This is a genomic window from Pseudomonas sp. Z2-11 (assembly GCF_054161305.1).
Genome location: NZ_CP096395.1, coordinates 2036837 through 2058231, shown reverse-complemented (window position 1 = coordinate 2058231; position 21395 = coordinate 2036837). Strand labels below are relative to the sequence as shown.

General features: G+C 60.9%; 24 protein-coding genes. 9 read left to right on the top strand and 15 right to left on the bottom strand.

All coding sequences use genetic code 11. The annotated features are described in order from the left end of the window. Positions 1-226: 226 nt before the first annotated feature. The gene (locus M1E16_RS09295) at positions 227-529 is read left to right on the top strand and encodes a hypothetical protein (RefSeq protein ID WP_305495662.1); all 303 of its coding nucleotides are present in this window, start codon (positions 227-229) and stop codon (positions 527-529) included. A gap of 289 nt (positions 530-818) precedes the next feature. After that, the gene (locus M1E16_RS09290) at positions 819-1031 is read left to right on the top strand and encodes a cold-shock protein (RefSeq protein WP_458129708.1); all 213 of its coding nucleotides are present in this window, start codon (positions 819-821) and stop codon (positions 1029-1031) included. Positions 1032-1098: 67 nt separating this feature from the next. On the opposite strand, the gene M1E16_RS09285 is transcribed toward M1E16_RS09290, so the two are convergent. Further along, a complete protein-coding gene (locus M1E16_RS09285; protein ID WP_458129707.1) occupies positions 1099-1413 on the bottom strand; it encodes an I78 family peptidase inhibitor in 315 nt (104 codons plus the stop codon). Between the two features lie 163 nt (positions 1414-1576). Next, positions 1577-1882 carry a hypothetical protein gene (locus M1E16_RS09280; protein ID WP_434569077.1) on the bottom strand — a complete coding sequence of 102 codons (306 nt, stop codon included), beginning with the start codon at positions 1880-1882 and terminating at the stop codon, positions 1577-1579. A gap of 130 nt (positions 1883-2012) precedes the next feature. Between M1E16_RS09280 and M1E16_RS09275 the strand changes: the two genes are divergently transcribed. After that, entirely contained in the window at positions 2013-2210 is a 198-nt protein-coding gene (locus tag M1E16_RS09275) for a hypothetical protein (RefSeq protein ID WP_305495666.1), read from the top strand. 41 nt (positions 2211-2251) lie between these two features. Here M1E16_RS09275 and M1E16_RS09270 read toward each other — a convergent pair whose 3' ends face one another. The 8 genes from M1E16_RS09270 to M1E16_RS09235 all read right to left on the bottom strand — a co-directional run bounded on the left by M1E16_RS09270 (position 2252) and on the right by M1E16_RS09235 (position 9794). Then, positions 2252-3280: a nucleoside hydrolase gene (locus M1E16_RS09270; protein ID WP_434603602.1), complete on the bottom strand. Its 1029-nt coding sequence runs from the start codon at positions 3278-3280 to the stop codon at positions 2252-2254. Positions 3281-3308: 28 nt separating this feature from the next. After that, positions 3309-3713, bottom strand: coding sequence for a D-ribose pyranase (gene rbsD, locus M1E16_RS09265; RefSeq protein WP_434569080.1), 405 nt, complete (start codon positions 3711-3713; stop codon positions 3309-3311). Continuing rightward, positions 3710-4624: a ribokinase gene (gene rbsK, locus M1E16_RS09260; protein ID WP_458129706.1), complete on the bottom strand. Its 915-nt coding sequence runs from the start codon at positions 4622-4624 to the stop codon at positions 3710-3712. Before rbsK ends, rbsD begins: the two co-directional genes overlap by 4 nt. 23 nt (positions 4625-4647) lie before the next feature. Beyond that, the gene (locus M1E16_RS09255) at positions 4648-5667 is read right to left on the bottom strand and encodes a LacI family DNA-binding transcriptional regulator (protein WP_305495672.1); all 1020 of its coding nucleotides are present in this window, start codon (positions 5665-5667) and stop codon (positions 4648-4650) included. 3 nt (positions 5668-5670) lie between these two features. Further along, positions 5671-6648 (bottom strand): ABC transporter permease, encoded by a 978-nt coding sequence (locus M1E16_RS09250; RefSeq protein ID WP_305495674.1) that lies wholly within the window; start codon positions 6646-6648, stop codon positions 5671-5673. Next, positions 6645-8198, bottom strand: a complete 1554-nt coding sequence (locus M1E16_RS09245) for a sugar ABC transporter ATP-binding protein (RefSeq protein ID WP_434695230.1) — start codon at positions 8196-8198, stop codon at positions 6645-6647. Before M1E16_RS09245 ends, M1E16_RS09250 begins: the two co-directional genes overlap by 4 nt. Positions 8199-8253: 55 nt before the next feature. Further along, positions 8254-9213, bottom strand: a complete 960-nt coding sequence (locus tag M1E16_RS09240) for a sugar ABC transporter substrate-binding protein (RefSeq protein WP_434569083.1) — start codon at positions 9211-9213, stop codon at positions 8254-8256. Positions 9214-9347: 134 nt separating this feature from the next. Continuing rightward, complete coding sequence (locus M1E16_RS09235) at positions 9348-9794, bottom strand: hypothetical protein (protein WP_434624792.1); 447 nt, start codon at positions 9792-9794, stop codon at positions 9348-9350. Positions 9795-10119: 325 nt separating this feature from the next. Between M1E16_RS09235 and M1E16_RS09230 the strand changes: the two genes are divergently transcribed. The 3 genes from M1E16_RS09230 to M1E16_RS09220 all read left to right on the top strand — a co-directional run bounded on the left by M1E16_RS09230 (position 10120) and on the right by M1E16_RS09220 (position 12363). Continuing rightward, positions 10120-11208 carry an asparaginase gene (locus M1E16_RS09230; RefSeq protein ID WP_458129705.1) on the top strand — a complete coding sequence of 363 codons (1089 nt, stop codon included), beginning with the start codon at positions 10120-10122 and terminating at the stop codon, positions 11206-11208. 160 nt (positions 11209-11368) lie between these two features. Beyond that, positions 11369-11668, top strand: a complete 300-nt coding sequence (locus M1E16_RS09225) for a DUF1654 domain-containing protein (protein ID WP_458129704.1) — start codon at positions 11369-11371, stop codon at positions 11666-11668. Between the two features lie 5 nt (positions 11669-11673). Continuing rightward, a complete protein-coding gene (locus tag M1E16_RS09220) occupies positions 11674-12363 on the top strand; it encodes an endonuclease (RefSeq protein ID WP_458129703.1) in 690 nt (229 codons plus the stop codon). A gap of 135 nt (positions 12364-12498) precedes the next feature. Here M1E16_RS09220 and M1E16_RS09215 read toward each other — a convergent pair whose 3' ends face one another. After that, a complete protein-coding gene (locus tag M1E16_RS09215; protein ID WP_458129702.1) occupies positions 12499-12870 on the bottom strand; it encodes an SPOR domain-containing protein in 372 nt (123 codons plus the stop codon). A 247-nt stretch (positions 12871-13117) separates the two neighbouring features. On the opposite strand from M1E16_RS09215, the gene csrA reads away from it, so the two are divergent. Next, positions 13118-13312, top strand: a complete 195-nt coding sequence (csrA, locus tag M1E16_RS09210) for a carbon storage regulator CsrA (RefSeq protein WP_003179932.1) — start codon at positions 13118-13120, stop codon at positions 13310-13312. A gap of 374 nt (positions 13313-13686) precedes the next feature. On the opposite strand, the gene cysS is transcribed toward csrA, so the two are convergent. Continuing rightward, a complete protein-coding gene (gene cysS, locus M1E16_RS09205; protein WP_458129701.1) occupies positions 13687-15069 on the bottom strand; it encodes a cysteine--tRNA ligase in 1383 nt (460 codons plus the stop codon). Positions 15070-15090: 21 nt separating this feature from the next. Next, positions 15091-16788, bottom strand: coding sequence for a glutamine--tRNA ligase/YqeY domain fusion protein (locus M1E16_RS09200; RefSeq protein WP_434673983.1), 1698 nt, complete (start codon positions 16786-16788; stop codon positions 15091-15093). 250 nt (positions 16789-17038) lie between these two features. Between M1E16_RS09200 and M1E16_RS09195 the strand changes: the two genes are divergently transcribed. Beyond that, on the top strand, positions 17039-17542 hold the full coding sequence (locus M1E16_RS09195; protein ID WP_434624802.1) for a peptidylprolyl isomerase: 504 nt from the start codon (positions 17039-17041) through the stop codon (positions 17540-17542). Further along, complete coding sequence (locus M1E16_RS09190; RefSeq protein WP_458129700.1) at positions 17539-18306, top strand: UDP-2,3-diacylglucosamine diphosphatase; 768 nt, start codon at positions 17539-17541, stop codon at positions 18304-18306. Before M1E16_RS09195 ends, M1E16_RS09190 begins: the two co-directional genes overlap by 4 nt. Positions 18307-18419: 113 nt before the next feature. Here M1E16_RS09190 and M1E16_RS09185 read toward each other — a convergent pair whose 3' ends face one another. Beyond that, complete coding sequence (locus M1E16_RS09185) at positions 18420-19949, bottom strand: DHA2 family efflux MFS transporter permease subunit (protein WP_458129699.1); 1530 nt, start codon at positions 19947-19949, stop codon at positions 18420-18422. A gap of 236 nt (positions 19950-20185) precedes the next feature. Further along, on the bottom strand, positions 20186-21382 hold the full coding sequence (locus tag M1E16_RS09180) for an efflux RND transporter periplasmic adaptor subunit (RefSeq protein ID WP_458129698.1): 1197 nt from the start codon (positions 21380-21382) through the stop codon (positions 20186-20188). Between the last annotated feature and the right edge of the window lie 13 nt (positions 21383-21395).

The window sequence follows — 21395 nt, the reverse complement described above, 5'->3', positions numbered from 1 at the left end:
GACTGGGATTCAAATCAGGGTTGATCGAACATTTACCGCCGCCGGGGCCTGTTGCCTCCGGAGCCTGAGAAATACCCGAGCCCGGCATCCTAGCACAGATGAACGGTCATCGCCGCGCCTGGATCGAAGCCGGCGTAAACTGACGATTTTTATGCCAGAGTGCTGAACCGAAGCGTCTGCTACGCCTCAGATAACAAGACATCGACCCACAAAGGAGCATCCCCGCATGCGTCTGAACACCCTATTGGCAGTAGTCGCCCCCCTCGCCCTGCTGCTTCCGCTGAGTGCCCACGCCGAATGGCCCAAGGGCGAGCGTGAGAAATACATGGCGCAGTGCACTCAAGCGGCGACCCCGCAGATTGGCGCAGCGGCGGCCAAGGCCCACTGCGCTTGTGGCGCGGACGCGATCAAATCCTACCCGGCGAGCGATATCCAGGCGCTGATGGACAATAAGGCCACCCCTGAACTGCAGCAGAAAGCGCTCGGTCAGATCGCCAAATGCAAGGCCAATCCACCCGCAAAAAAATGAGTGATCGAGCCTCCAGAGACGGCTCGAAACAGCTGAAAAGGCTTGGATAAGCGGCTTTTTTCAGGATTTAGTCAGGTTTTACAGCTTTTTTTATCGTCTTTACGTTCGGCTGAAAGCCTTTGAAACCGGGCCTTCCAGCCGGTTCAGGGGGTAAAGGAAACACGACTGATTGGCAAACAGCTCGTCCGGGGGGCTCCCAAATCGAACATTTCGACTATGATACCCCGGTGTGCCCAGTTGGCCTGAGCAGCACAGTACACTGAAAATATATGTTTCTTGGAGATACACCATGTCTAATCGCCAAACCGGCACCGTTAAATGGTTCAACGATGAAAAAGGCTTCGGCTTCATCACTCCTACAGGTGGCGGTGACGACCTGTTCGTACACTTCAAAGCTATCGAAAGCGACGGTTTCAAAAGCCTGAAAGAAGGCCAGACCGTTTCCTTCGTGGCTGAGAAAGGCCAAAAGGGTATGCAAGCTGCACAGGTTCGCGCAGAGTAATTTCTCCGCGTACTAAAAAAACCCCGTCCATGTGACGGGGTTTTTTATGCCCTGCTGTAACCGCCCGTCAGCCGCAGTTCACCCGATTGACCACCAGCTTGGCATCGGTGTTGAGGTTGAGGCGATCGGAGCGGTACTCAAGCGTGATCATGTCGTTGGGTTTGAGAATCCGGGCATTCTGCGCGCCGGATCGAGCGCGCGCTTGCTCCAGCAATTGCGGCGAAGCCTGCTTGCCGACGGCAAACTCGGCGGCCTTGGCATCGCAGCGGGTATGACCGGCCTCGGCTGCCACAGGATCAGGCGTCGACTCCGACGTGCTACTGCATCCGCTCAAGAACGTGGCGACCAACAGAATATTCAATGACACGAGCTTCCAAGGCATGAAGCCTCCTTTTTTCGGTGGATAGTAGTGAGCGTGCGACAGCCGGGATGACGCTTGGTTTCAACACCGGCGCTATCATTGCGCCCTCACTGGAAAAAACCGGCAGTTTGCCCGAGCACGACCGCCAGTCCAGAGCTGAATCGTGACTGAATATGAACAGTGCTCAATAAATATCGATGTAATCGAAGGGTGGGTTCGGCCAGTTGTCCTTCAGCGCGTTATAGATCTGCATGACCCAGACCTCGTCGCTTGCCGCGACCCGGCCAACGTAGCCTGACCCTTTCGCCCATGTCTCGAGCCGGAACCGCAGGCCATCGATTTCAGCACCACCCACAATGCCCGAGGACAGATAGGCGATGCCGTCCTTGGTCACTCGCAGTTGGGTATGCTCGTCATCACTGGCGGAAGCCAGCAATTGGCGAACCGAGTCGAGGGTAAGTCCATCTGGTTTGTTCAGGTCGATCTGCATGCCAGGGCTCCTCGAAAAAATCAAACGCCAAGTGTCGCATACCGCACTTCTGATGCCTAAGTCGCACTGCCAAACCCGAAGCAAAAATGCTTAACTCAGCCTACTGATCTCCCAACCTGCGAGCCCGACCATGAGCACCGTCAGCATCGAAGCCACCATCAATGCCAAATGGGCCCAGGGCCACAGCTCATACAGCCCGGGCAGCCCTGAGGAATTGGCAATCATCGGCATCGAGTTGTTGGTGAAAGAACTCGGGACGCAAGGCGCTCAGAACTTCATTCAGCAGGCGTTCGAACGCTACCCGAGCATTATCGAGACGGTTGACTAGACCACCGCGGGCCGGCGCCTGCGGGGTCGCTGCGAGAAGGTCTACTTGAGGCGGGCCAGCCGCTCGGTCAACAGATCGAAGAACCCCTGGGCATCGCCGTCCTTCACCCAGAAGGCATTCTTGGGCGCCTTGAGGCCGTCGTACCAATCGACGACCGTCTGCCCGAACGTCGGGCCTTCACGACTGTCCACTACCAGATTGACCGAACGCCCGGTAAACAACTGCGGCTTGAGCAGATAGGCGATCACGGTCGCATCATGCACCGGCCCGCCGGTCATGCCGTAGTGCTCCATATCGCCCTTGACGTACTCATTGAGAATATTGCCGACCAGCTTGCTGGCGTTGTTGTTCAGCGCGGCGATCTGCTTGAGGCGTGCCTCGCTGGTGAGGATCTTGTGGGTCACGTCCAGTGGCAGATACGTCAGCTTCAGCCCGCTTTTGGCGACTATCTCTGCCGCCTGGGGATCGGCGTACAGGTTGAACTCCGCCACCGGCGTGATATTGCCGCCGTTGAAATGCGCGCCGCCCATGATCACCACTTCCTTGATGCCCTGGACGATGTCGGGCTCCTGGACGAGCGCCAGGGCCAGGTTGGTCTGCGGGCCCAGCATCGCAATGGTGATGCTGTGTGGCTTGGCGGCCTTGAGCGTGTCGATCAGGTAGTTGACAGCATTGCCCTCGGCCAGTCCTTTCTTCGGCTCATGCACCTCGACACCGGACAAACCCTCCTTGCCGTGGATGTTTTCGGCGTAGATCGGCGTGCGCATCAACGGCTTCGGGGCACCGGCGTACACCGGAACCTCTTCACGCCCGGCCCACTCGCGAGCCAGGCGCGCGTTGCGGGATGTCTTGTCCAGACGCACGTTACCAGCGACGGTGGTCAACGCCCGGATATGCAGCTCTTCGGGGGATGCCAGGGCAAACAACAGCGCAACCACATCATCGGCGCCCGGATCGGTGTCGATGATCAGGTCGATTTTTTCCGCCGCCTGGGCGCTTGTAGCCGTGAGCAATGACAAAAGCAGCAGACTCCGCAACAGTTGATGCATTTTCTGAGCATAGCGGTGCATGGCGCACTCCTTGTGCTGGTGGGAAAACCTAGAACGTGACGCCGGCGATCAGCACCACGTTGCAGTATGGAGAACATTCTCCTGTGCGAATGATTGCCCTCGCCTCGCGGCTGAGCGTCTTGAATTGCTCGTGGCTGACCAGCTCCCGCGTACCCAGCGCGCCTTCGGCATGCAGCGCCTGCAACGTGGCCAGGGCCGACGGTTGTTTATCGAGGATTTCCTGAGCCAGCACATGGCGCTCGACCTGCATTTCGCTGAGCACCACTTTCAAGGTACTGACGAAATCCGGAACCCCATGGGTCAGCGCCAGGTCGATCAACTCGACGTGGGGCGGCACCGGCAGGCCGGCGTCACCGATGACCACCTTGTCGCCATGACCGAGGGAGGCGATCAATCGCGACAGGGCGATGTTCAACAGAGGAGTTTTTTTCATGCTTCGAACGCCTGTACTTCCTGCAGGGTTGGAATAGAAGGCTGAGCACCCGCGCGGGTGACCGACAGTGCAGCGGCGACCTGGCCGAAACGAATAGCCTCGACCTCATTCTTGCCGCTGGCCAGGGCCGCGGCAAACCCGCCGACAAACGTGTCGCCCGCTGCCGTGGTGTCCACCGCCTTGACCCGCGGCGCCGGGAAATGTTCGAAGCTCGAACCGTTGGCGAACATCAGCCCTTGGGCCCCCAGGGTCACGATCACCTTGCCGGCACCGGCGCCGATCAACTGGATCGCGGCGGCTTCGGCGTTTTCCAGGGACTCCACCGCCAGGCCGCTGAGGATCGCCGCTTCACTTTCGTTGGGAATCAGGTAATCGACGCAGGCATACCAGTCGGCGGGCAATGCCCGAGAAGCGGGCGCCGGATTGAGGATGACGGTCTTGCCAAGTTCACGACCACGCTTGAGCGCATGGCCCACTGTCGCATCCGGCACTTCGAGCTGGCAGATGATGACCTCGGCGCTTTGCAGCACCGCGTCGAAACTGTCGAGCACAGCCGGCGTCAGCTCACCGTTGGCGCCGGCGACGATCACGATCGCATTCTGGCTGTTGTCATCGACCACGATCAGCGCCACGCCGCTGGAACCCTCGACGACGCTGACGGCCTGGCAATCAATGCCTTCGGCCACCAGCGCACCGCGCAATTGCTGACCGTAGGCGTCACTGCCCACGCAACCGACCATGGACACTTGCGCCCCGAGGCGCGCGGCAGCCACCGCCTGGTTGGCGCCCTTGCCGCCGGGGATGGTCGAAAACGATTCCCCGATCAGCGTTTCACCGCCACGGGGCAGACGGGGCGCACGCGTCACCAGGTCCATGTTCAGGCTGCCTATTACCACTACTTTTGCTGGCATACATCATTACTCGTCAATTCGGTTCAGCGGTATTGGGCGAATGTACCGGACAGCGGTGCAGTCGATTCTCGCAAGACAATGCTGGGCGTCACGATCCGCTGGTCGGTGGCAAGCGTCGGCGTGGCGATCCGGCGTAGCAGCACTTCGGCCGCCATCTCGCCGAGCTGCAGGATCGACTGCCCCACCGTGGTCAGCGCCGGGTAGACGTAACGGCTCATCTGGATGTCGTCGAAGCCGATGATCGACAGCTCGCCGGGCACCCGCACGTTGCGTTCGGCGGCGGCGCGCAGCGCACCGATGCCGATCATATCGTTGGCGGCGAAGATCGCGCTGGGCGGCTGCTGCTCAAGCAGTTGCGCCGCCGCGCGATAGCCACCGGTACTGGTGAAATCGCTTTCGAGCATGCGCTCTACGGGCAATTCGATCCCCGCCTCTTTCAGCGCACGGCAGTAACCCGCCAGGCGCATCTGCGCCACACTGGTGTCCGCCGGCCCACCGATAAAGGCAATGTCGCGGTGCCCCAGCTCCAGCAGGTGCCGGGTCGCCAGGTACGCGCCATATTCGTGGTCGATACGCACCAGGTCGGCGTCCACCCCATCGAGCCCGCGGTCGACGATCACCATGGGCGTGCGCACGTTGGCCAAGCCCTCGGCCAGGCCGACATCGCCGCCGGCCGACGCCACGATCAAGCCGTCGATGCGTTTTTCCAGCAGCACCCGCAGGTAACTGCGCTGCTTGTCCGGGTTGTCGTCGGAATTGCACAGGATCACGCAATAGCCATTGCGCTCGCAGTAATCCTCGATCCCGCGAGCCAGTTCGGCGAAGTACGGGTTGAGGCTGTTGGGCACCAGCAGGCCGATGGTCGCTGTGGTCTTGGCCTTGAGTGAACGCGCCACCGCGCTGGGCACGTAGTCCAATCGCTCGATGGCCGCCTCGACTTTGCGTCGCACCTCGTCACTGACCGGCCGCGTCTTGTTCACCACGTGGGACACCGTCGTGTAGGAGATCCCCGCGAGCGCCGCCACATCCTTGATCGTTGCCATGCTTCAAGCCCGCCGACTGGCGCGCTGGCTGCGGTACGTATCGAGCACCACCGCCACCACGATCACCGCACCGGTAATGATCCTTTTGGTCGGCTCGGTCGCGCCGATCTGGGCCAGGCCCGCCGCCAGCACCGAAATGATCAGCACGCCGAAGAAGGTACTGATGACCGAGCCGCGCCCGCCCATCAGGCTCGTACCGCCGATGACCACCGCGGCGATGACTTGCAGCTCAAGCCCTGAACCGGCGTTGGGATCGGCCGCCTCCAGGCGCGAAATCTGGAACAGCGCGGCGACACCGGCGAGCAGCCCCATCAGGCTGAACACCAGGATCTTGTAGGGTTTGGGATTGATGCCGGCCAGGCGCACAGCCTCTTCGTTGGTGCCGATGCCGATCAGGTAGCGACCGAACACGGTACGGGTCAGCACGGCCTGGGCAATGAAAATCACCAGCAAGGCAATGATGAACGAAGGGGAAATACCGAAGGCGATCGGGTTGGACAGCCAGGCGAAGGAGTCGCCGATATAGGCGGTCCGCGAGCCGGTCATCTGGTACGCCAGGCCACGGGCCATTTCCAGCACGCCCAGCGAGACGATGAACGACGGGATGCGCCACGCCACGGTAATCGAACCGGTCACCGTCCCGGCCAGCGCCGCCACGGCCATGCCGAGCAAGGCCGACGGCCAGACGCTCCAGCCCCAGCCGAGCACCGCGACGCTGACGGTCGAGGCCGCCAGCGCCAGCACCGAGCCCACCGACAGGTCGATGCCGCCGATGATCAGGATGAACGTCATGCCGACCGCCAGTACCATCAGGTCCGGAATCTGGTTGGCAAGGGTGCTGAAGGTGTCGTAGGAAAGGAAATGGCTGCTCAGGACCGAGAACAGCGCGACCATGGCCAGCAAGGCGCCGGCCAGGCCCAGGTAGGTGCCAAGGCCATAAAAGTTGCCATTCGATTTGCCGACGGCAGGAGCGGTTTTCATGAGAGTTCCCTAGGCGCTGCTTCGTTGAGCAACGCATCACGTTTCTGGTAGCCGGCGAACGCGGCGGCAAGCAAGTCATCCTGGGTCCAGCTGTCGCGCTCGAAGGTGTCGATCAGGCGCCCGGCGGACAGCACGCCGATCCGGTCGCAGATCAGCATCAGTTCCCGCAGGTCACTGGACACCACGACCAGCGCCTTGCCCTGGCGAGTCAACTCACCGAGCAGCGCATAAATGTCGAATTTGGCGCCGACGTCGATGCCCCGGGTCGGCTCGTCGAACAGCAATACCGAGCAATCGCGTTCGAGCCAGCGGCCGATCACGACCTTCTGCTGGTTACCGCCGGACAGCTCCGACACCAACTGCGTCGGGCTGGAGCTGCGGATGCGCATGGCATCGATCTGCCGCTGCGCCAGCGAGAGTTCCTCGCTGCCGTTGACGAAACCGCCACTGGAAATCTCCGGCATGTTGCCCAAGGCAATATTGGCCGCGATGGATTGGGTCAGCAGCAAGCCTTCGCCCTTGCGATCCTCGGTAATCAAGGCGATGCCATGAGCTACCGCGTCGGACGGCGAGCGAATGCTCACCACCTGCGCCGGTGAACCCAGCGCCACCGTGCCGCTGTCGGCCGCATCGGCGCCGAATATCAGCCGAAGCAGCTCGGTGCGCCCTGCCCCGATCAGGCCGGAAATACCGAAGATTTCGCCACTGCGAACTTCAAAGGACACATCGCGAACCTTGTCGGAACGGCTCAGGCCCTCGACCGTCAGTGCCGGTGCGCCGATCTGGCGCGGGCCCAGGTCGATGTGCTCGCCCAGCTCGCGACCGACCATCAGCGTCACCAGTTGCTCGCTGTTGTAGTTGGCCATCGGCTCGACACAGACCAGGTTGCCGTCGCGCAGGACCGCAATGCGCTGGGCCACCCGCGCCAGTTCTTCGAGGCGATGGGAAATGTAGATGATCGACACGCCGCGGGCTTGCAGACGGGTGATCTGTTCGAAAAGCATCTCGACTTCACGGGCCGTCAGCATGGCGGTCGGTTCGTCGAGGATCAGCACATGGCAATCGCCGATCAGGTTGCGGGCGATCTCGACCATCTGTTGGTGACCGATCCCCAGCTCACCGACCAGCGTGTCAGGATCGATGGCATCCAGCCCCACCTGGGCCATGGCCTCGACTGCCGCCTTGCGCAATTGCTTGCGGCTGATCCAGCCAGCGTGGCTGGGCAGGTTGTCGAGGAACAGGTTTTCAGCCACGGAAAGGGTCGGCAGCAGGTTGAGCTCCTGCATCACCATGCGCACGCCCAACGATTCAGCCTGGGTCCGGCTGCCGGGACGGTAATCCTGCCCCTGGAATTGCATCTGCCCGGTTGTCGGCGTGACCAGCCCGCCGATGATCTTGGACAAGGTACTTTTGCCGGCGCCATTTTCGCCGGTCAGCGCCAGCACTTCACCGCGCATCAACGTCAGGGTGATATCGCTCAGTACCGGCTGCGCATAGGTCTTGCCGATACCGCTGACGCAAAGGACAGCGTTCGGATCACGAACGGACATAACAAACTCTCCAATGCGCCCGCCCGGACGGGCGAGCGCCGTTGTGTCGCCAGGGTTACGGCTTGGTCACCAGCTCGACCGGAGTTTCGATGACGCCGTTGGTGCCGCTGTCGACTTTTTCGCCCTTGAGCATCTTCAGCGCGGTTTCGATGCCGAACACTGCCTGCCTGGCAGCGAACTGGTCGGCTGTCGCCAGGACGCGACCGTCCTTGAGCATCGGCTTGATGGCGTTGATGTTGTCGTAGCCGACCACTTGCACCTTGCCCGCCTTGCCAGCGGCGCGCACGGCCGAGACCGCACCGACCGCCATGCTGTCGTTGCCGGCCAGCAATGCCTTGATGTTCGGATATTCGCTGAGCATCGACGCGGCAACCTGGTTGCCCTTGTTGATTTCCCAGTCACCGGATTGCAGGGAGACGACCTTGATCTGCGCCGCTTCCATCGCATCCTTGAAGCCTGCGGTGCGCGCCTGGGCGTTGGTGGTGGTCGACACGCCTTCGATGATGCCGACCTCGTCACCGGCCTTGAGCTGCTTGGCCAGGTATTCACCCACCAGGCGGGCGCCCTTGCGGTTGTCCGGGCCTACGAACGGCACGTTGATGTTCTTGCTCTTGACCACGGCCGGATCGAGCTGGTTATCGATGTTGATCACAGTGATGCCGGCATCCACGGCTTTCTTGATAACCGGCACCATGGCCTTGGAGTCGGCCGGCGCGATGATCAGCGCATCGACCTTGGACACGATCATCTGCTCGACGATGCGAATCTGGTTGGCGGTGTCGGTTTCATCCTTGATGCCGTTGGAGATCAGGTCGAACTCGGCGGAGTGTTCCTTCTGATAAGCCTTGGCGCCATCTTCCATGGTCAGGAAGAATTCGTTGGCCAGGGATTTCATGACCAGGGCGACCTTGGGTTTTTCGGTGGTCTGGGCGAGCGCCGAGGAGAATGGCAGCGCTGCGGATGCGGCCGCGAGCATGGCGACGGCGAGAAGGCGTCCAGCGAATGGCAGCTTCATGGGTTCACTCCGATTTTATGATTATTGTGAGCAAAATCGTCGCACGACAGCCGCGCAAACGTTTGCGTGGAATGAACTATGGTAAAGCATCAGGCTTTTGTCAACGTTGCGGTTTCATCCGCAACGTTGAAACGTCAAGCGGTGGTATTTACCAGCGCCCCCGAACCCGAATCCTTGGCCAGTTCCTTGATCAGGTTGCCGGTGACCTGTTGCAGCGCGCCGGTGGTATCGGCGATTTGCCCTTGGATTGCCATGATAGCGGTCGTCTTGGCTTCGGGCGTTGAATAGGCACGCGTCTGTGCAGCGGCAAGTTGTTGCTGCTGCTCCCGCAATTGCTGCTGGAGTTCCTGCATTCGCTTGAGCAGCACTTGCATAGCGATACTTTGCGTGCTGCCACTTTTCTCGGTCTTGCCCTCGGCTTCGGTCGCCAGGTTCGCACGGACCGTGCCGGTTTCCTGCGTTTCGCCCAGCGCCTCGTCAGCCGCGTCGGCGCTCGCCTCCCTCAGGGCATTCAGCGTGGAGATGGATCTACCACCGATGGTGATGGTCGCGGCATTGGGAAAGCCGATGGAAAAGGACATGTCTCGCTCCGTGATGAATTCCTACAAAGGCATCGTCCGCCGGAGCATTTTCTTTAGCGCTTCAGACCTTTCTTTCAGCCCTTTCCCTTTCGGGTAACCGAACAGTAAACACTGGCGACATTCGGAAACCCGTCCCCAGACTGCTTGCTCGGGCCCCTCACTTAATACATATCGTTATGGATATCAACGTCTTAGACGCTGATCAGCGGCGCCGACCGGGCTGGTACGGATCATGCTCCTCCAGCTGTGTTCCCGGCATTCAGGTCTGCCGGAACATCTAGATGAATCCTCATGACTAGATTCCTCATGACTAGAGAGAAAAATAATGACATCTGCTTTCAAGACTCTTGTTCCGGGCGCCTTGGCCCTTCTGCTCCTGCTGCCCGGCGCGCTCCAGGCAAAAGAAACCCAAACTGAGCAAAAGCTCGCCAACGTCGTCATCCTCGCCACCGGCGGCACCATCGCCGGCGCCGGCGCCAGCTCGGCCAACAGCGCCACTTACCAGGCGGCGAAGGTGGGCATCGAACAACTGATCGCCGGCGTGCCCGAGCTCAGCCGACTGGCCAATGTGCGTGGCGAACAGGTCATGCAAATCGCCTCGGAAAGCATCACCAACGACAATCTGCTGCAACTGGGCCGGCGCGTCTCCGAGCTCGCCGACAGCAATGACGTCGATGGCATTGTCATCACCCATGGCACCGACACGCTGGAAGAAACCGCGTACTTCCTCAACTTGGTGGAAAAGACCGAAAAACCGATCATCGTCGTCGGCTCGATGCGTCCCGGCACTGCGATGTCAGCCGATGGCATGCTCAATCTCTACAATGCCGTGGCCGTGGCCAGCAGCAAGGAAGCACGGGGCAAGGGCGTGCTGGTGACCATGAACGATGAAATCCAGTCCGGTCGCGATGTCAGCAAGATGATCAACATCAAGACCGAAGCCTTCAAGAGCCCATGGGGTCCGCTGGGCATGGTAGTAGAAGGCAAATCCTACTGGTTCCGCCTGCCGGCCAAGCGTCACACCCTGGACTCGGAATTCGATATCAAGACCATCAAGAGCCTGCCGGACGTGGAAATCGCCTACTCCTACGGCAACGTCAGCGACACGGCTTACAAGGCCCTCGCCCAGTCCGGCGCCAAGGCGATCATTCATGCCGGTACCGGCAACGGTTCGGTGTCGTCGCGGGTTGTGCCTTCGTTGCAGGCCTTGCGCAAGGAAGGCGTGCAGATCATTCGTTCGTCCCACGCCAACGCCGGCGGTTTCGTGCTGCGCAACGCCGAACAGCCTGACGACAAATACGACTGGGTCGTGGCCCACGACCTGAATCCGCAGAAGGCGCGCATCCTGGCCATGGTCGCCCTGACCAAGACTCAGGACAGCAAGGAATTGCAGCGGATATTCTGGGAATACTGATACTCACGCCCGGCCGTTTCCGGTCGGGCTGCTTCGCCACCTGCTTCCTACGAGCAGGTGACGCTTCGCCTACACGCCCGCTAAAAAAACGTATTTCTCCTACACCAAAGTCGGAAAAGTGTTGTCAGACGATTTTCTTGAATTTTAAGCAGTTGCGTAATTGCCTACGGTTAAATACTGTATGCCCGTACAGCTTAATAAGGATAATCCTGTGGCAACGCCTCTCGCTGCAACTACCCCCTTAGATTCCTACACACGACTCGCCCTGCGCGTCTCGAAAATCATCAATTCGCCCACCGCGCAAAAGGCCAAGGCCGCGCTGATCTTCCGCCTGCCCGACGAGCCGATCGACGAGTGGGAACGCCTGCTCGAAGAAATCGACGAGAACGACAACGTCACCCTCGCTTATCGCGACGATGGCGGTGTGCAGGTTTTCTGGGTTGTGCCGAAGGAAGATTGAGCCCGATGATTGTTCGCTGTTTAGCTTTATTGTTCGTCTTCGTTGCCACGGGTGCACAGGCTGGTGCGCCGCGCACCTTCAACGAAGCCAAGAAAGTCGCCTGGAAACTCTATGCGCCGCAATCCACCGAGTTCTACTGCGGGTGCAAATACACCGGCAACCGGGTGAACCTCGCGGCCTGCGGTTATGTACCGCGCAAGAACGCCAATCGCGCCGCCCGGATCGAGTGGGAGCATATTGTCCCGGCCTGGCAGATCGGCCATCAGCGCCAATGCTGGCAACAGGGCGGGCGCAAGCAGTGCACCCGCTACGACCCGGTCTATCAAAGGGCCGAGGCGGATCTGCATAACCTGGTGCCGAGCATTGGCGAGGTGAACGGTGATCGCAGCAACTTCAGCTTCGGCTGGTTGCCGGTGCAGAAAGGCCAGTACGGCTCATGCCTGACCCAGGTGGATTTCAAGGCCAAGAAGGTCATGCCGCGCCCGTCCATTCGGGGGATGATCGCCAGGACCTATTTCTACATGAGCAAACAATACGGTTTGCGCCTCTCCAAACAGGACCGGCGCCTGTATGAGGCCTGGGACAAGACCTACCCGGTGCAGGCCTGGGAACGCCAGCGCAACCAGAGCGTGGCGTGTGTCATGGGTCGCGGGAACGAATTCGTCGGCCCGGTGGACCTGAAGGCCTGCGGCTGACCTGGCATTCGTTAACAGCACAAAACAATGTGGGAGCGAGCTTGCTCGCGATAGCGGAGTGACAAACAACAGGTTTGTCGACTGATATACCGCTATCGCGAGCAAGCTCGCTCCCACAGGTTCTGTATTGACTGATTATTGAGCTGGCGGGAAGTCCACCACCAAGGCCTCGATGTTGCGTTTCTTCGCACGGACCAGGGCAGCGGTGATCTGCTCCTGCTTCGCTTCGGCTTCAGCCTTGGAGCTTAACGGCCCTACCAGGACGCGGTCCTTGCCGTTTTCCCTGACGACAGTGGACATGAAGCTGTGCTCGATCAGCCATCCGGTCAGATCGCTGACGGCCTGGGGCGTCTGGCCTCGAACCTCGACGGCCCACTGCGGTGCGGCAGCGGCGGCCGGCGTGGCGCTCGCCACGGGCTTGGGCTTGGGCTTGGGTGCCGCGACGTCACGCCCTTCACCGCATCCCGCCAGCGCCACTACCACCAATACCCAAGCCAATTTACGCACAACGATTCCCCCGAAAGACATGAGGCGGGAATTTTAGCACTCACTGTCGCCAAAAACGCCGCAAACGGAGCTCAAAACACGAGAAACCTCTCCGGCGTCTCTGTATAGTCGCACCCTGGGAATTAATGCAGCATCTGCACGTCAGAAAGAGGCACCCATATTGTGACACTTAGCACTAATCTATAAGCAGTACCGACATCTGCACTGTCTGAATCAGGTGCCCTATAAAGCAATCAAGGAGAACACCATGCTGATACTCACCCGCAAAGTCGGTGAAAGCATAAACATTGGTGACGACATCACGATCACCATTCTGGGCGTAAGCGGCCAACAAGTCCGGATCGGCATCAACGCCCCGAAAAACGTTGCGGTGCATCGAGAAGAAATCTATCAGCGTATCCAGGCCGGCCTGACTGCTCCTGACAAGCCACAAACGCCCTGAGCCCCTGCCGCAATCCGCAGCCAGCCCGTTTGCAGCAGCGCAGTGGCTGGCTAAAGATCAGGCCGACCGAGCCTCACCCTGCTCTATCCCGCCTCTGACGTTCCGTTAAAACCGATACTACTGGCATGTCTCACAGCATGGCTGTCAGACGTTTCGTTTTAATGGCGACGAAGCAGGCGTTCGTGACCGGTTCCGGCATGGGGACTGCTGTCAGCGCGAAGGTCGAAGCGACCTGTTCAGCTTGGCAATGCAAAAAGAACTGTGGGAGCGAGCCTGCTCGCGAATGCGGTATACCAGTCAAACCATTGTTGGCTGATATTGCGCTTTCGCGAGCAGGCTCGCTCCCACAGGGGTATTGCGAGGACCGGAAGGTCTCAGTCCGCCAATCGCCAGGTCGTCCCGCCCTTGCCGTCTTCGAGCACCACGCTCATGGCGGTGAGCTGATCGCGGATGCGGTCGGATTCGGCCCAGTCCTTGTTGGCCCGCGCGGTCAGGCGCGCCTGGATCAAGGCCTCGACCTCGGCGGCGTCCACCCGGCCTTCGGCGCCGGCTTGCAGGAAGTCGTCGGCTTCAAGCTGCAACACGCCCAACACGCTGGCCAGTTCCTTCAGCCGCGCTGCCAGGCCTGCCGACGCATCGAAATCGCTCTCGCGCAGGCGGTTGATCTCACGCACCATCTCGAACAGCACCGCGCAGGCTTCCGGCGTGCCGAAGTCGTCGTTCATCACTTCGGTGAACCGCGCCACGAACGCTTCGCCACCGGCAGGCGCCACGTTTGGCAGGCCTTTCAACGCATGGTAGAAACGCTCCAGGGCACCCTTGGCGTCCTTGAGGTTGTCTTCCGAATAGTTGATGGCGCTGCGGTAGTGGCTGGACACCAGCAGGTAACGCACAACTTCCGGGTGATACTTGTCGAGCACGTCGCGGATGGTGAAGAAGTTGTTCAAGGACTTGGACATCTTCTCGCCATTGATGCGGATCATGCCGCAATGCATCCAGGCATTGGCGTAGGTCTTGCCGGTGGCCGCTTCGCTCTGGGCGATCTCGTTTTCGTGGTGCGGGAACTCCAGGTCGCTGCCGCCGCCATGAATGTCGAAGGTCTCGCCCAGGCAGCAGGTCGACATCACCGAGCATTCGATGTGCCAGCCCGGACGCCCGGCGCCCCACGGTGAATCCCAGCTCGGCTCGCCCGGCTTGGCGCCTTTCCACAGCACGAAGTCCAGCGGGTCTTCTTTCGACTCGTCGACCTCGATGCGTGCGCCGATGCGCAAGTCTTCGATTTTCTTGCGCGACAGCTTGCCGTAGCCCATGAACTTGGCGACGCGGTAGTACACGTCGCCATTGCCCGGGGCGTAGGCGTAGCCCTTGTCGATCAGGGTCTGGATCATCGCCAGCATGCCCGGGATGTGGTCCGTGGCCCGCGGCTCCAGGTCCGGCTTCTGGATGTTGAGGCGCGCCTCGTCCTCGTGCATGGCCTTGATCATGCGCTCGGTCAGCGCATCGAACGCTTCACCGTTCTCATTGGCCCGATTGATGATCTTGTCGTCGATGTCGGTGATGTTGCGTACATAGGTCAGGTCATAACCGCTGAAGCGCAACCAACGGGTCACCAGGTCGAAGGCAACCATGCTGCGGCCATGGCCGAGGTGGCAATAGTCGTACACGGTCATGCCGCAGACGTACATGCGGACCTTGTTGCCATCCAGCGGCTTGAAGACTTCTTTGCTCTTGGTGAGCGTGTTGTAGATCGTAAGCACGGGGTTTCCCTTAAGACTTGATCACTGACCCCAGGAGTCGCGCAAGGTCACGGTACGGTTGAACACCGGAGCACCGGGTTTCGAGTCCTTGATATCCGCGCAGAAGTAGCCTTCGCGCTCGAACTGGAAACGGTCTTCCGGCTGTGCGTTGCCCAGCGAAGGCTCGGCACGACAACCCGTGAGTACTTGCAGGGAGTCAGGGTTGATGTTGTCCAGGAAACTGGCGCTGTCCTCGGCCTTCTCCGGGTTCGGCGAACGGAACAGGCGATCGTACAGGCGCACTTCGCACTCGACGCTGGCGGCGGCCGGCACCCAGTGGATCACGCCCTTGACCTTGCGGCCTTCCGGGTTCTTGCCCAGGGTGTCGGGATCGTACGAGCAACGCAGCTCGACGATGTTGCCGTCGGCGTCCTTGATCGCCTCGTCGGCGCGGATCACGTAGCTGCCGCGCAAGCGCACTTCGCCGGCAGGCTCCAGGCGCTTGTAGCCTTTTGGTGGCTCTTCCATGAAGTCGTCACGGTCGATGTAGATTTCCCGGGCGAACGGCAGGACGCGCACGCCCATGTCTTCTTTCGGGTGGCACGGCAGTTCGAGGTTCTCGACCTGGCCTTCCGGGTAATTGGTGATGACGACTTTCAGCGGCCGCAACACGCACATGGCGCGCGGCGCGCTGTGGTCGAGGTCCTCGCGAATGCTGAATTCCAGCATGCCGAAATCGACCACGCCGTCGGAACGGTTGGTGCCGACCATCTCGCAGAAATTGCGGATCGACTTCGGCGTGTAGCCACGACGGCGGAAACCCGACAGCGTCGACATGCGTGGGTCATCCCAGCCGTTGACGTGCTTCTCGTCCACCAGTTGCTTGAGCTTGCGCTTGCTGGTGATCGTGTAGTTCAGGTTCAGGCGGCTGAATTCATACTGGCGCGGGTTGGCCGGCACCGGCAGATGCTCGAGGAACCACTCGTACAGCGGACGATGGCTTTCGAATTCCAGGGTGCAGATCGAATGCGTGATGCCTTCGATGGCGTCCGACTGGCCATGGGTGAAGTCATAGTTCGGGTAGATGCACCATTTGTCGCCGGTCTGGTGGTGATGAGCGTGACGGATGCGGTACATGATCGGGTCGCGCAGGTTCATGTTCGGCGAGGCCATGTCGATCTTCGCGCGCAGCACACGGGCGCCGTCCGGGAACTCGCCGGCGCGCATGCGGGCGAACAGGTCGAGGTTCTCCTCCACGCTGCGGTCACGGAACGGGCTGTTCCTGCCCGGCTCGGTCAGGCTGCCGCGATATTCCTTGGCCTGCTCCGGCGTCAGGTCACACACGTAGGCGTTGCCGGACTTGATCAGCTCCACCGCCCAGTCGTGCAGCTGGTCGAAATACTGCGAGGCGTAGCGCACTTCGCCGGCCCATTCGAAGCCCAGCCACTTGACGTCGCTCTTGATCGCGTCGATGTATTCCTGGTCTTCCTTGGCCGGGTTGGTGTCATCGAAACGCAGGTGCGTGACGCCACCGAACTCCTCGGCCAGGCCGAAGTTCACGCAAATGGACTTGGCGTGACCGATGTGCAGGTAGCCGTTGGGCTCCGGCGGAAAACGGGTGACGATCTGCGTGTGCTTACCCGAATCCAGGTCCGCCTGGATGATCGGGCGCAGGAAATTGACCGGCACGGCCGGGCCGGTCTTGGAATTCGAGGTAGGGTCGACAGTGGGCTTGCTCATAGGATCCTTGAACATACAAGTGCGCGGCCAGGTGCGGCCTGATAAATCAAAGCCCGTATCATAGCCGATGCTGTCAAGCACCTGACAGGCCAGGCCGGCAAACGATTGAATTTATTCGACAGCCAGATGAAAAACAGCCTCGAAATTCGCGCATGGCGCGCTAAACTGCCCAGCCTGGCCGATTACAGCCAGACCGGTTGCGGGCGTCTGCGCCCCCGAAACCCACGAATTCCTTGAAAGAGTAGTGATCATGACCCAAGTCAAACTGACCACCAACCATGGCGAGATCGTCCTGGAGCTGAACGCCGAAAAGGCACCGCTGACCGTTGCCAACTTCGTCGAGTACGTCAAGGCCGGCCATTACGAAAACACCGTTTTCCACCGTGTCATCGGTAACTTCATGATCCAGGGCGGCGGTTTCGAGCCAGGCATGAAGGAAAAGAAAGACAAGCGTCCAAGCATCCAGAACGAAGCCGACAATGGCCTGCCGAACGAAAAATACAGCGTCGCCATGGCCCGTACCATGGAGCCGCATTCGGCTTCCGCGCAGTTTTTCATCAACGTGGCGGACAACAGCTTCCTGAACCACAGCAGCAAGACCACCCAGGGCTGGGGCTATGCTGTATTCGGCAAAGTGGTCGAAGGCACTGACGTGGTCGACAAGATCAAAGGCGTCTCCACCACTTCCAAGGCTGGCCACCAGGACGTCCCGGCAGAAGACGTGATCATCGAGAAAGCCGAGATCATTGAGTGATATTGCTGATTTCAGATCTGCATCTGGAAGAGGAGCGCCCGGACATCACCCGGGCGTTTCTGGATTTACTCGCCACACGCGCCCGCTCGGCGCAAGCGTTATACATTCTGGGCGACTTCTTCGAAGCCTGGATCGGCGACGATGCCATGACGCCGTTCCAGCGTTCCATCTGCCAGGCCCTGCGCGAATTGAGCGACAGCGGCACGGCGATTTTCCTGATGCACGGCAACCGCGACTTCATGCTCGGGCAGGCCTTCTGCAGAGCGGCCGGCTGCACCCTGCTCAAGGACCCGACCGTCGTGCAATTCAACGACGAGCCGGTGCTGCTGATGCACGGCGACAGCCTGTGCACGCGGGACGTCGGCTACATGAAACTGCGGCGCTGGCTACGCAACCCGGTCACGTTGTTCATCCTGCGCCACCTGCCCTTGGGCAGCCGTCAGAAATTGGCGCGCAAGCTGCGCAGCGAAAGCCGCACGCAGGTGAGGATGAAAGCCAACGACATCGTTGACGTCACGCCAGAAGAGGTCCCGCGCGTCATGCAGCACTATGGCGTGAAAACCTTGGTCCACGGCCACACCCACCGCCCCGCCATCCACAAGCTGCAACTGGGCGAACATGCCGCCCGGCGCATCGTGCTGGGAGATTGGGACAAGCAGGGCTGGGCGTTGCAGGTGGATGAGCAGGGCTTTTCGCTGGCGCCGTTCGAGTTTGCGCCGCCGCCACAACTGCCGGCACCCGACACAATCCCCGACTACATATAGATCCTCTGTGGGAGCGAGCCTGCTCGCGAAAGCGCTGTGTCAGTCAAACATTAGTGACTGATAATCCGCATTCGCGAGCAGGCTCGCTCCCACAGGTTGGACTGCGCCCGCCATCAATGACCGCTGGCGGCAGGCCCCGCCTTCGCCGCAAACGGCGGTTTCGCCAGCCACACCAGCAGGATCAACCCCATGAACGCCCAGCCCAGCAGCGTGAAATAATCCACGGTGGAGAGCATGTACGCCTGGCTGGTGAGGATCTGGTCGAGCTGGGCGTACACCGGCGTACTCGCCCCGCCGAGCTGGTTGATCGTCTCGCGCGTGGCCGGTTCGAAAGTGCTGATGCTTTCGCTCAGGTAGGCATGGTGCTGGTCGGCGCGGCGGATCCAGATCCAGGTGGTCAGCGACGCGGCAAAACTGCCGCCCAGGGTCCGCAGGAACGTCGCCAGCCCCGCGCCGTCGGCGATCTGCTGGGGCGGCAGGTCCGACATCAGGATGCTCAGGGTCGGCATGAAGAACAGCGCCACGCCAATGCCCATGAACAGTTGCACCAGGGCGATGTGCTGGAAATCCACCTCGTTGGTAAACCCGGCGCGCATGAAGCAACTCAAACCGATCGCCAGGAACGCCAGCCCGGCCAGCAGGCGCAGGTCGAATTTGTGGGCGTATTTGCCAACGAAAGGTGACATCAGCACCGGCAGGATCCCGATGGGCGCCACCGCCAGGCCGGCCCAGGTGGCGGTATAACCCATCTGGGTCTGCAACCACTGCGGCAGGATCAGGTTGATGCCGAAAAATCCGGCATAACCGCCCACCAGCACAATCGTCCCGATGCGAAAGTTGCGATAGGCAAACAGCCGCAGGTTGACCACCGGATGGCGGTCGGTCATTTCCCAGATCACGAACACCGCCAGCGCAACGATCGAAATCAGCGCGCCGACGATGATGAAGTTCGACTCGAACCAATCCAGGTCGTTGCCCTTGTCGAGGATCACCTGCAACGCCCCGACACCGATGATCAGGGTGATCAACCCGACGTAATCCATCGGCTGGCGACTGGTGACCACCGGCCGCGCCTTGAGCTGCTGACGCACCACCAGCACCGCGAATATCCCGATCGGCACGTTGATGAAGAAAATCCATGGCCAGCTGTAACTGTCGGTGATCCAGCCGCCCAGGATCGGCCCGGCGATCGGCGCCACCACGGTGACCATCGCCAGCAAGGCCAAGGCCATCCCGCGCCTGGCCGGCGGGTACACGGCAATCAGCAAGGTCTGGGTCATCGGATACAGAGGCCCGGCCACCAGGCCCTGAACCACACGAAAACCGATCAGCTCGGGCATCGACGTGGAAATCCCGCAGAGGAACGAGGCCAGGACGAACAGCATCGTTGCCCACAAAAACAGTTTCACCTCGCCAAACCGGCGGCTCAGCCAACCGGTCAGCGGCAGCGCGATCGCATTGCTCACCGCAAACGAGGTAATGACCCAGGTGCCCTGCTCCGAACTGACGCCCAGGTTGCCGGAAATGGTCGGCAAGGCGACGTTGGCGATGGTCGTGTCGAGCACCTGCATGAACGTCGCCAGCGACAACCCGATGGTGCTGAGCAACAGGCTGGGCGGCGTGAAGGACGCGTTATTGCTCATTGCGAGAATCCTATGAAGCGGAGGTGACAAAATTGGAGCAAGACCGCCAGGACCTGAATGCTGTCACTTGAGTCTGCGCCAGACACGTGGCGAGGGAGCTTGCTCCCGCTGGGTCGCGAAGCGGCCCCAAAACCTGCTGAACGGGAAGCACCAGACACACCGCACCCGCCGGTTTACGACTGCTTCGCAGCCGAGCGGGAGCAAGCTCCCTCGCCACAGGGTTCGACGGGGCTGCTTCAGCGCTGCGCGGTCTTGCTCGCCGCCGCGCTGTTCTCATGAATCAGCCGAGTGATCATCGCGTCGGCATCGGCCAGCTGGCGGGCGTAGACCTGAGTGCTGAACGAGGCTTTTTGCGGTGGCTGCTGGGCCAGTACCGGGCCGCTCTGGTCGCGGAGATTGACGTTGACCTGGGTCGACAGGCCGACCCGCAGCGGATGCCTGGCCAGCTCCTCGGCATTGATATGAATGCGCACCGGCACCCGCTGGACGATCTTGATCCAGTTACCGGTGGCGTTCTGCGCTGGCAGCAAGGCAAACGCGCTGCCGGTACCGGCGCCCAGGCTGTCCACCGTGCCGCTGTACTTCACGTCGCTGCCATAAAGGTCGGTCTCGATGTCCACCGGCTGGCCGATGCGCATGTCGCGTAGCTGGGTTTCCTTGAAGTTGGCGTCGATCCACAACTGGTCCAGCGGGATCACCGCCATCAGCGCCGTGCCCGGCTGCACGCGTTGCCCGAGCTGAACGGTGCGCTTGGCGACGTAACCGGTCACCGGCGCAATCAAGGTGCTGCGAGCATTGCTCAGGTAAGCCTGGCGCAATTGCGCGGCCGCCGCCTGTACGTCGGGATGGTTCGACACCACGGTGTCATCCACCAGCGCGCTGGTCGTCATGAGTTGTTGCCGGGCGTTGGCCAGGGCGTTCTGCGCCGAGGTCAGATCGTCCCGGGCGTGGGACAGTTCTTCCTGGGAAATCGCCCCGCCGGCCGCCAGGTTCTTGCGTCGGTTGTAGTTTTCCCGAGCCTTCTGCACTTCCGCTTCCTGCGCATGCACCTGCGCTTTCATGCCGTCGACATTGCTGTACAAACCACGCACCTGGCGCACGGTATGGGCCAGGTTGGCCTGGGCACTTTGCAAGGCAACTTCGGCGTCGTTCGGGTCGAACTGCACCAGTACCTGGCCTTCGCGCACCAGGTCACCGTCATCGGCACCAATGCTCACCACGGTGCCGGTGACTTGCGGGGTGATTTCCACCACGTTGCCGTTCACGTAGGCGTCGTCGGTGCTTTCGCTCCAGCGTCCATACAGTTCATGCCAGGCCCAGACACCGACGCCGGCGAGAATGACGATCAGGGCCAGGGCCAGCAGCAACACCTTGCGCTTGCGCGGGTTGCCGCTGTCCTGTTGGGTTTCCTGGGTAGTTTCGGCAGTTGCCATGACAAGTACCTCG

Bases quoted from the DNA above. Each gene is read 5' to 3' on its own strand.
- M1E16_RS09295 (WP_305495662.1), top strand. From the start codon at position 227: ATGCGTCTGAACACCCTATTGGCAGTAGTCGCCCCCCTCGCCCTGCTG.
- M1E16_RS09290 (WP_458129708.1), top strand. From the start codon at position 819: ATGTCTAATCGCCAAACCGGCACCGTTAAATGGTTCAACGATGAAAAA.
- M1E16_RS09285 (WP_458129707.1), bottom strand. From the start codon at position 1,413: ATGCCTTGGAAGCTCGTGTCATTGAATATTCTGTTGGTCGCCACGTTC.
- M1E16_RS09280 (WP_434569077.1), bottom strand. From the start codon at position 1,882: ATGCAGATCGACCTGAACAAACCAGATGGACTTACCCTCGACTCGGTT.
- M1E16_RS09275 (WP_305495666.1), top strand. From the start codon at position 2,013: ATGAGCACCGTCAGCATCGAAGCCACCATCAATGCCAAATGGGCCCAG.
- M1E16_RS09270 (WP_434603602.1), bottom strand. From the start codon at position 3,280: ATGCACCGCTATGCTCAGAAAATGCATCAACTGTTGCGGAGTCTGCTG.
- rbsD (WP_434569080.1), bottom strand. From the start codon at position 3,713: ATGAAAAAAACTCCTCTGTTGAACATCGCCCTGTCGCGATTGATCGCC.
- rbsK (WP_458129706.1), bottom strand. From the start codon at position 4,624: ATGCCAGCAAAAGTAGTGGTAATAGGCAGCCTGAACATGGACCTGGTG.
- M1E16_RS09255 (WP_305495672.1), bottom strand. From the start codon at position 5,667: ATGGCAACGATCAAGGATGTGGCGGCGCTCGCGGGGATCTCCTACACG.
- M1E16_RS09250 (WP_305495674.1), bottom strand. From the start codon at position 6,648: ATGAAAACCGCTCCTGCCGTCGGCAAATCGAATGGCAACTTTTATGGC.
- M1E16_RS09245 (WP_434695230.1), bottom strand. From the start codon at position 8,198: ATGTCCGTTCGTGATCCGAACGCTGTCCTTTGCGTCAGCGGTATCGGC.
- M1E16_RS09240 (WP_434569083.1), bottom strand. From the start codon at position 9,213: ATGAAGCTGCCATTCGCTGGACGCCTTCTCGCCGTCGCCATGCTCGCG.
- M1E16_RS09235 (WP_434624792.1), bottom strand. From the start codon at position 9,794: ATGTCCTTTTCCATCGGCTTTCCCAATGCCGCGACCATCACCATCGGT.
- M1E16_RS09230 (WP_458129705.1), top strand. From the start codon at position 10,120: ATGACATCTGCTTTCAAGACTCTTGTTCCGGGCGCCTTGGCCCTTCTG.
- M1E16_RS09220 (WP_458129703.1), top strand. From the start codon at position 11,674: ATGATTGTTCGCTGTTTAGCTTTATTGTTCGTCTTCGTTGCCACGGGT.
- csrA (WP_003179932.1), top strand. From the start codon at position 13,118: ATGCTGATACTCACCCGCAAAGTCGGTGAAAGCATAAACATTGGTGAC.
- M1E16_RS09200 (WP_434673983.1), bottom strand. From the start codon at position 16,788: ATGAGCAAGCCCACTGTCGACCCTACCTCGAATTCCAAGACCGGCCCG.
- M1E16_RS09195 (WP_434624802.1), top strand. From the start codon at position 17,039: ATGACCCAAGTCAAACTGACCACCAACCATGGCGAGATCGTCCTGGAG.
- M1E16_RS09185 (WP_458129699.1), bottom strand. From the start codon at position 19,949: ATGAGCAATAACGCGTCCTTCACGCCGCCCAGCCTGTTGCTCAGCACC.
- M1E16_RS09180 (WP_458129698.1), bottom strand. From the start codon at position 21,382: ATGGCAACTGCCGAAACTACCCAGGAAACCCAACAGGACAGCGGCAAC.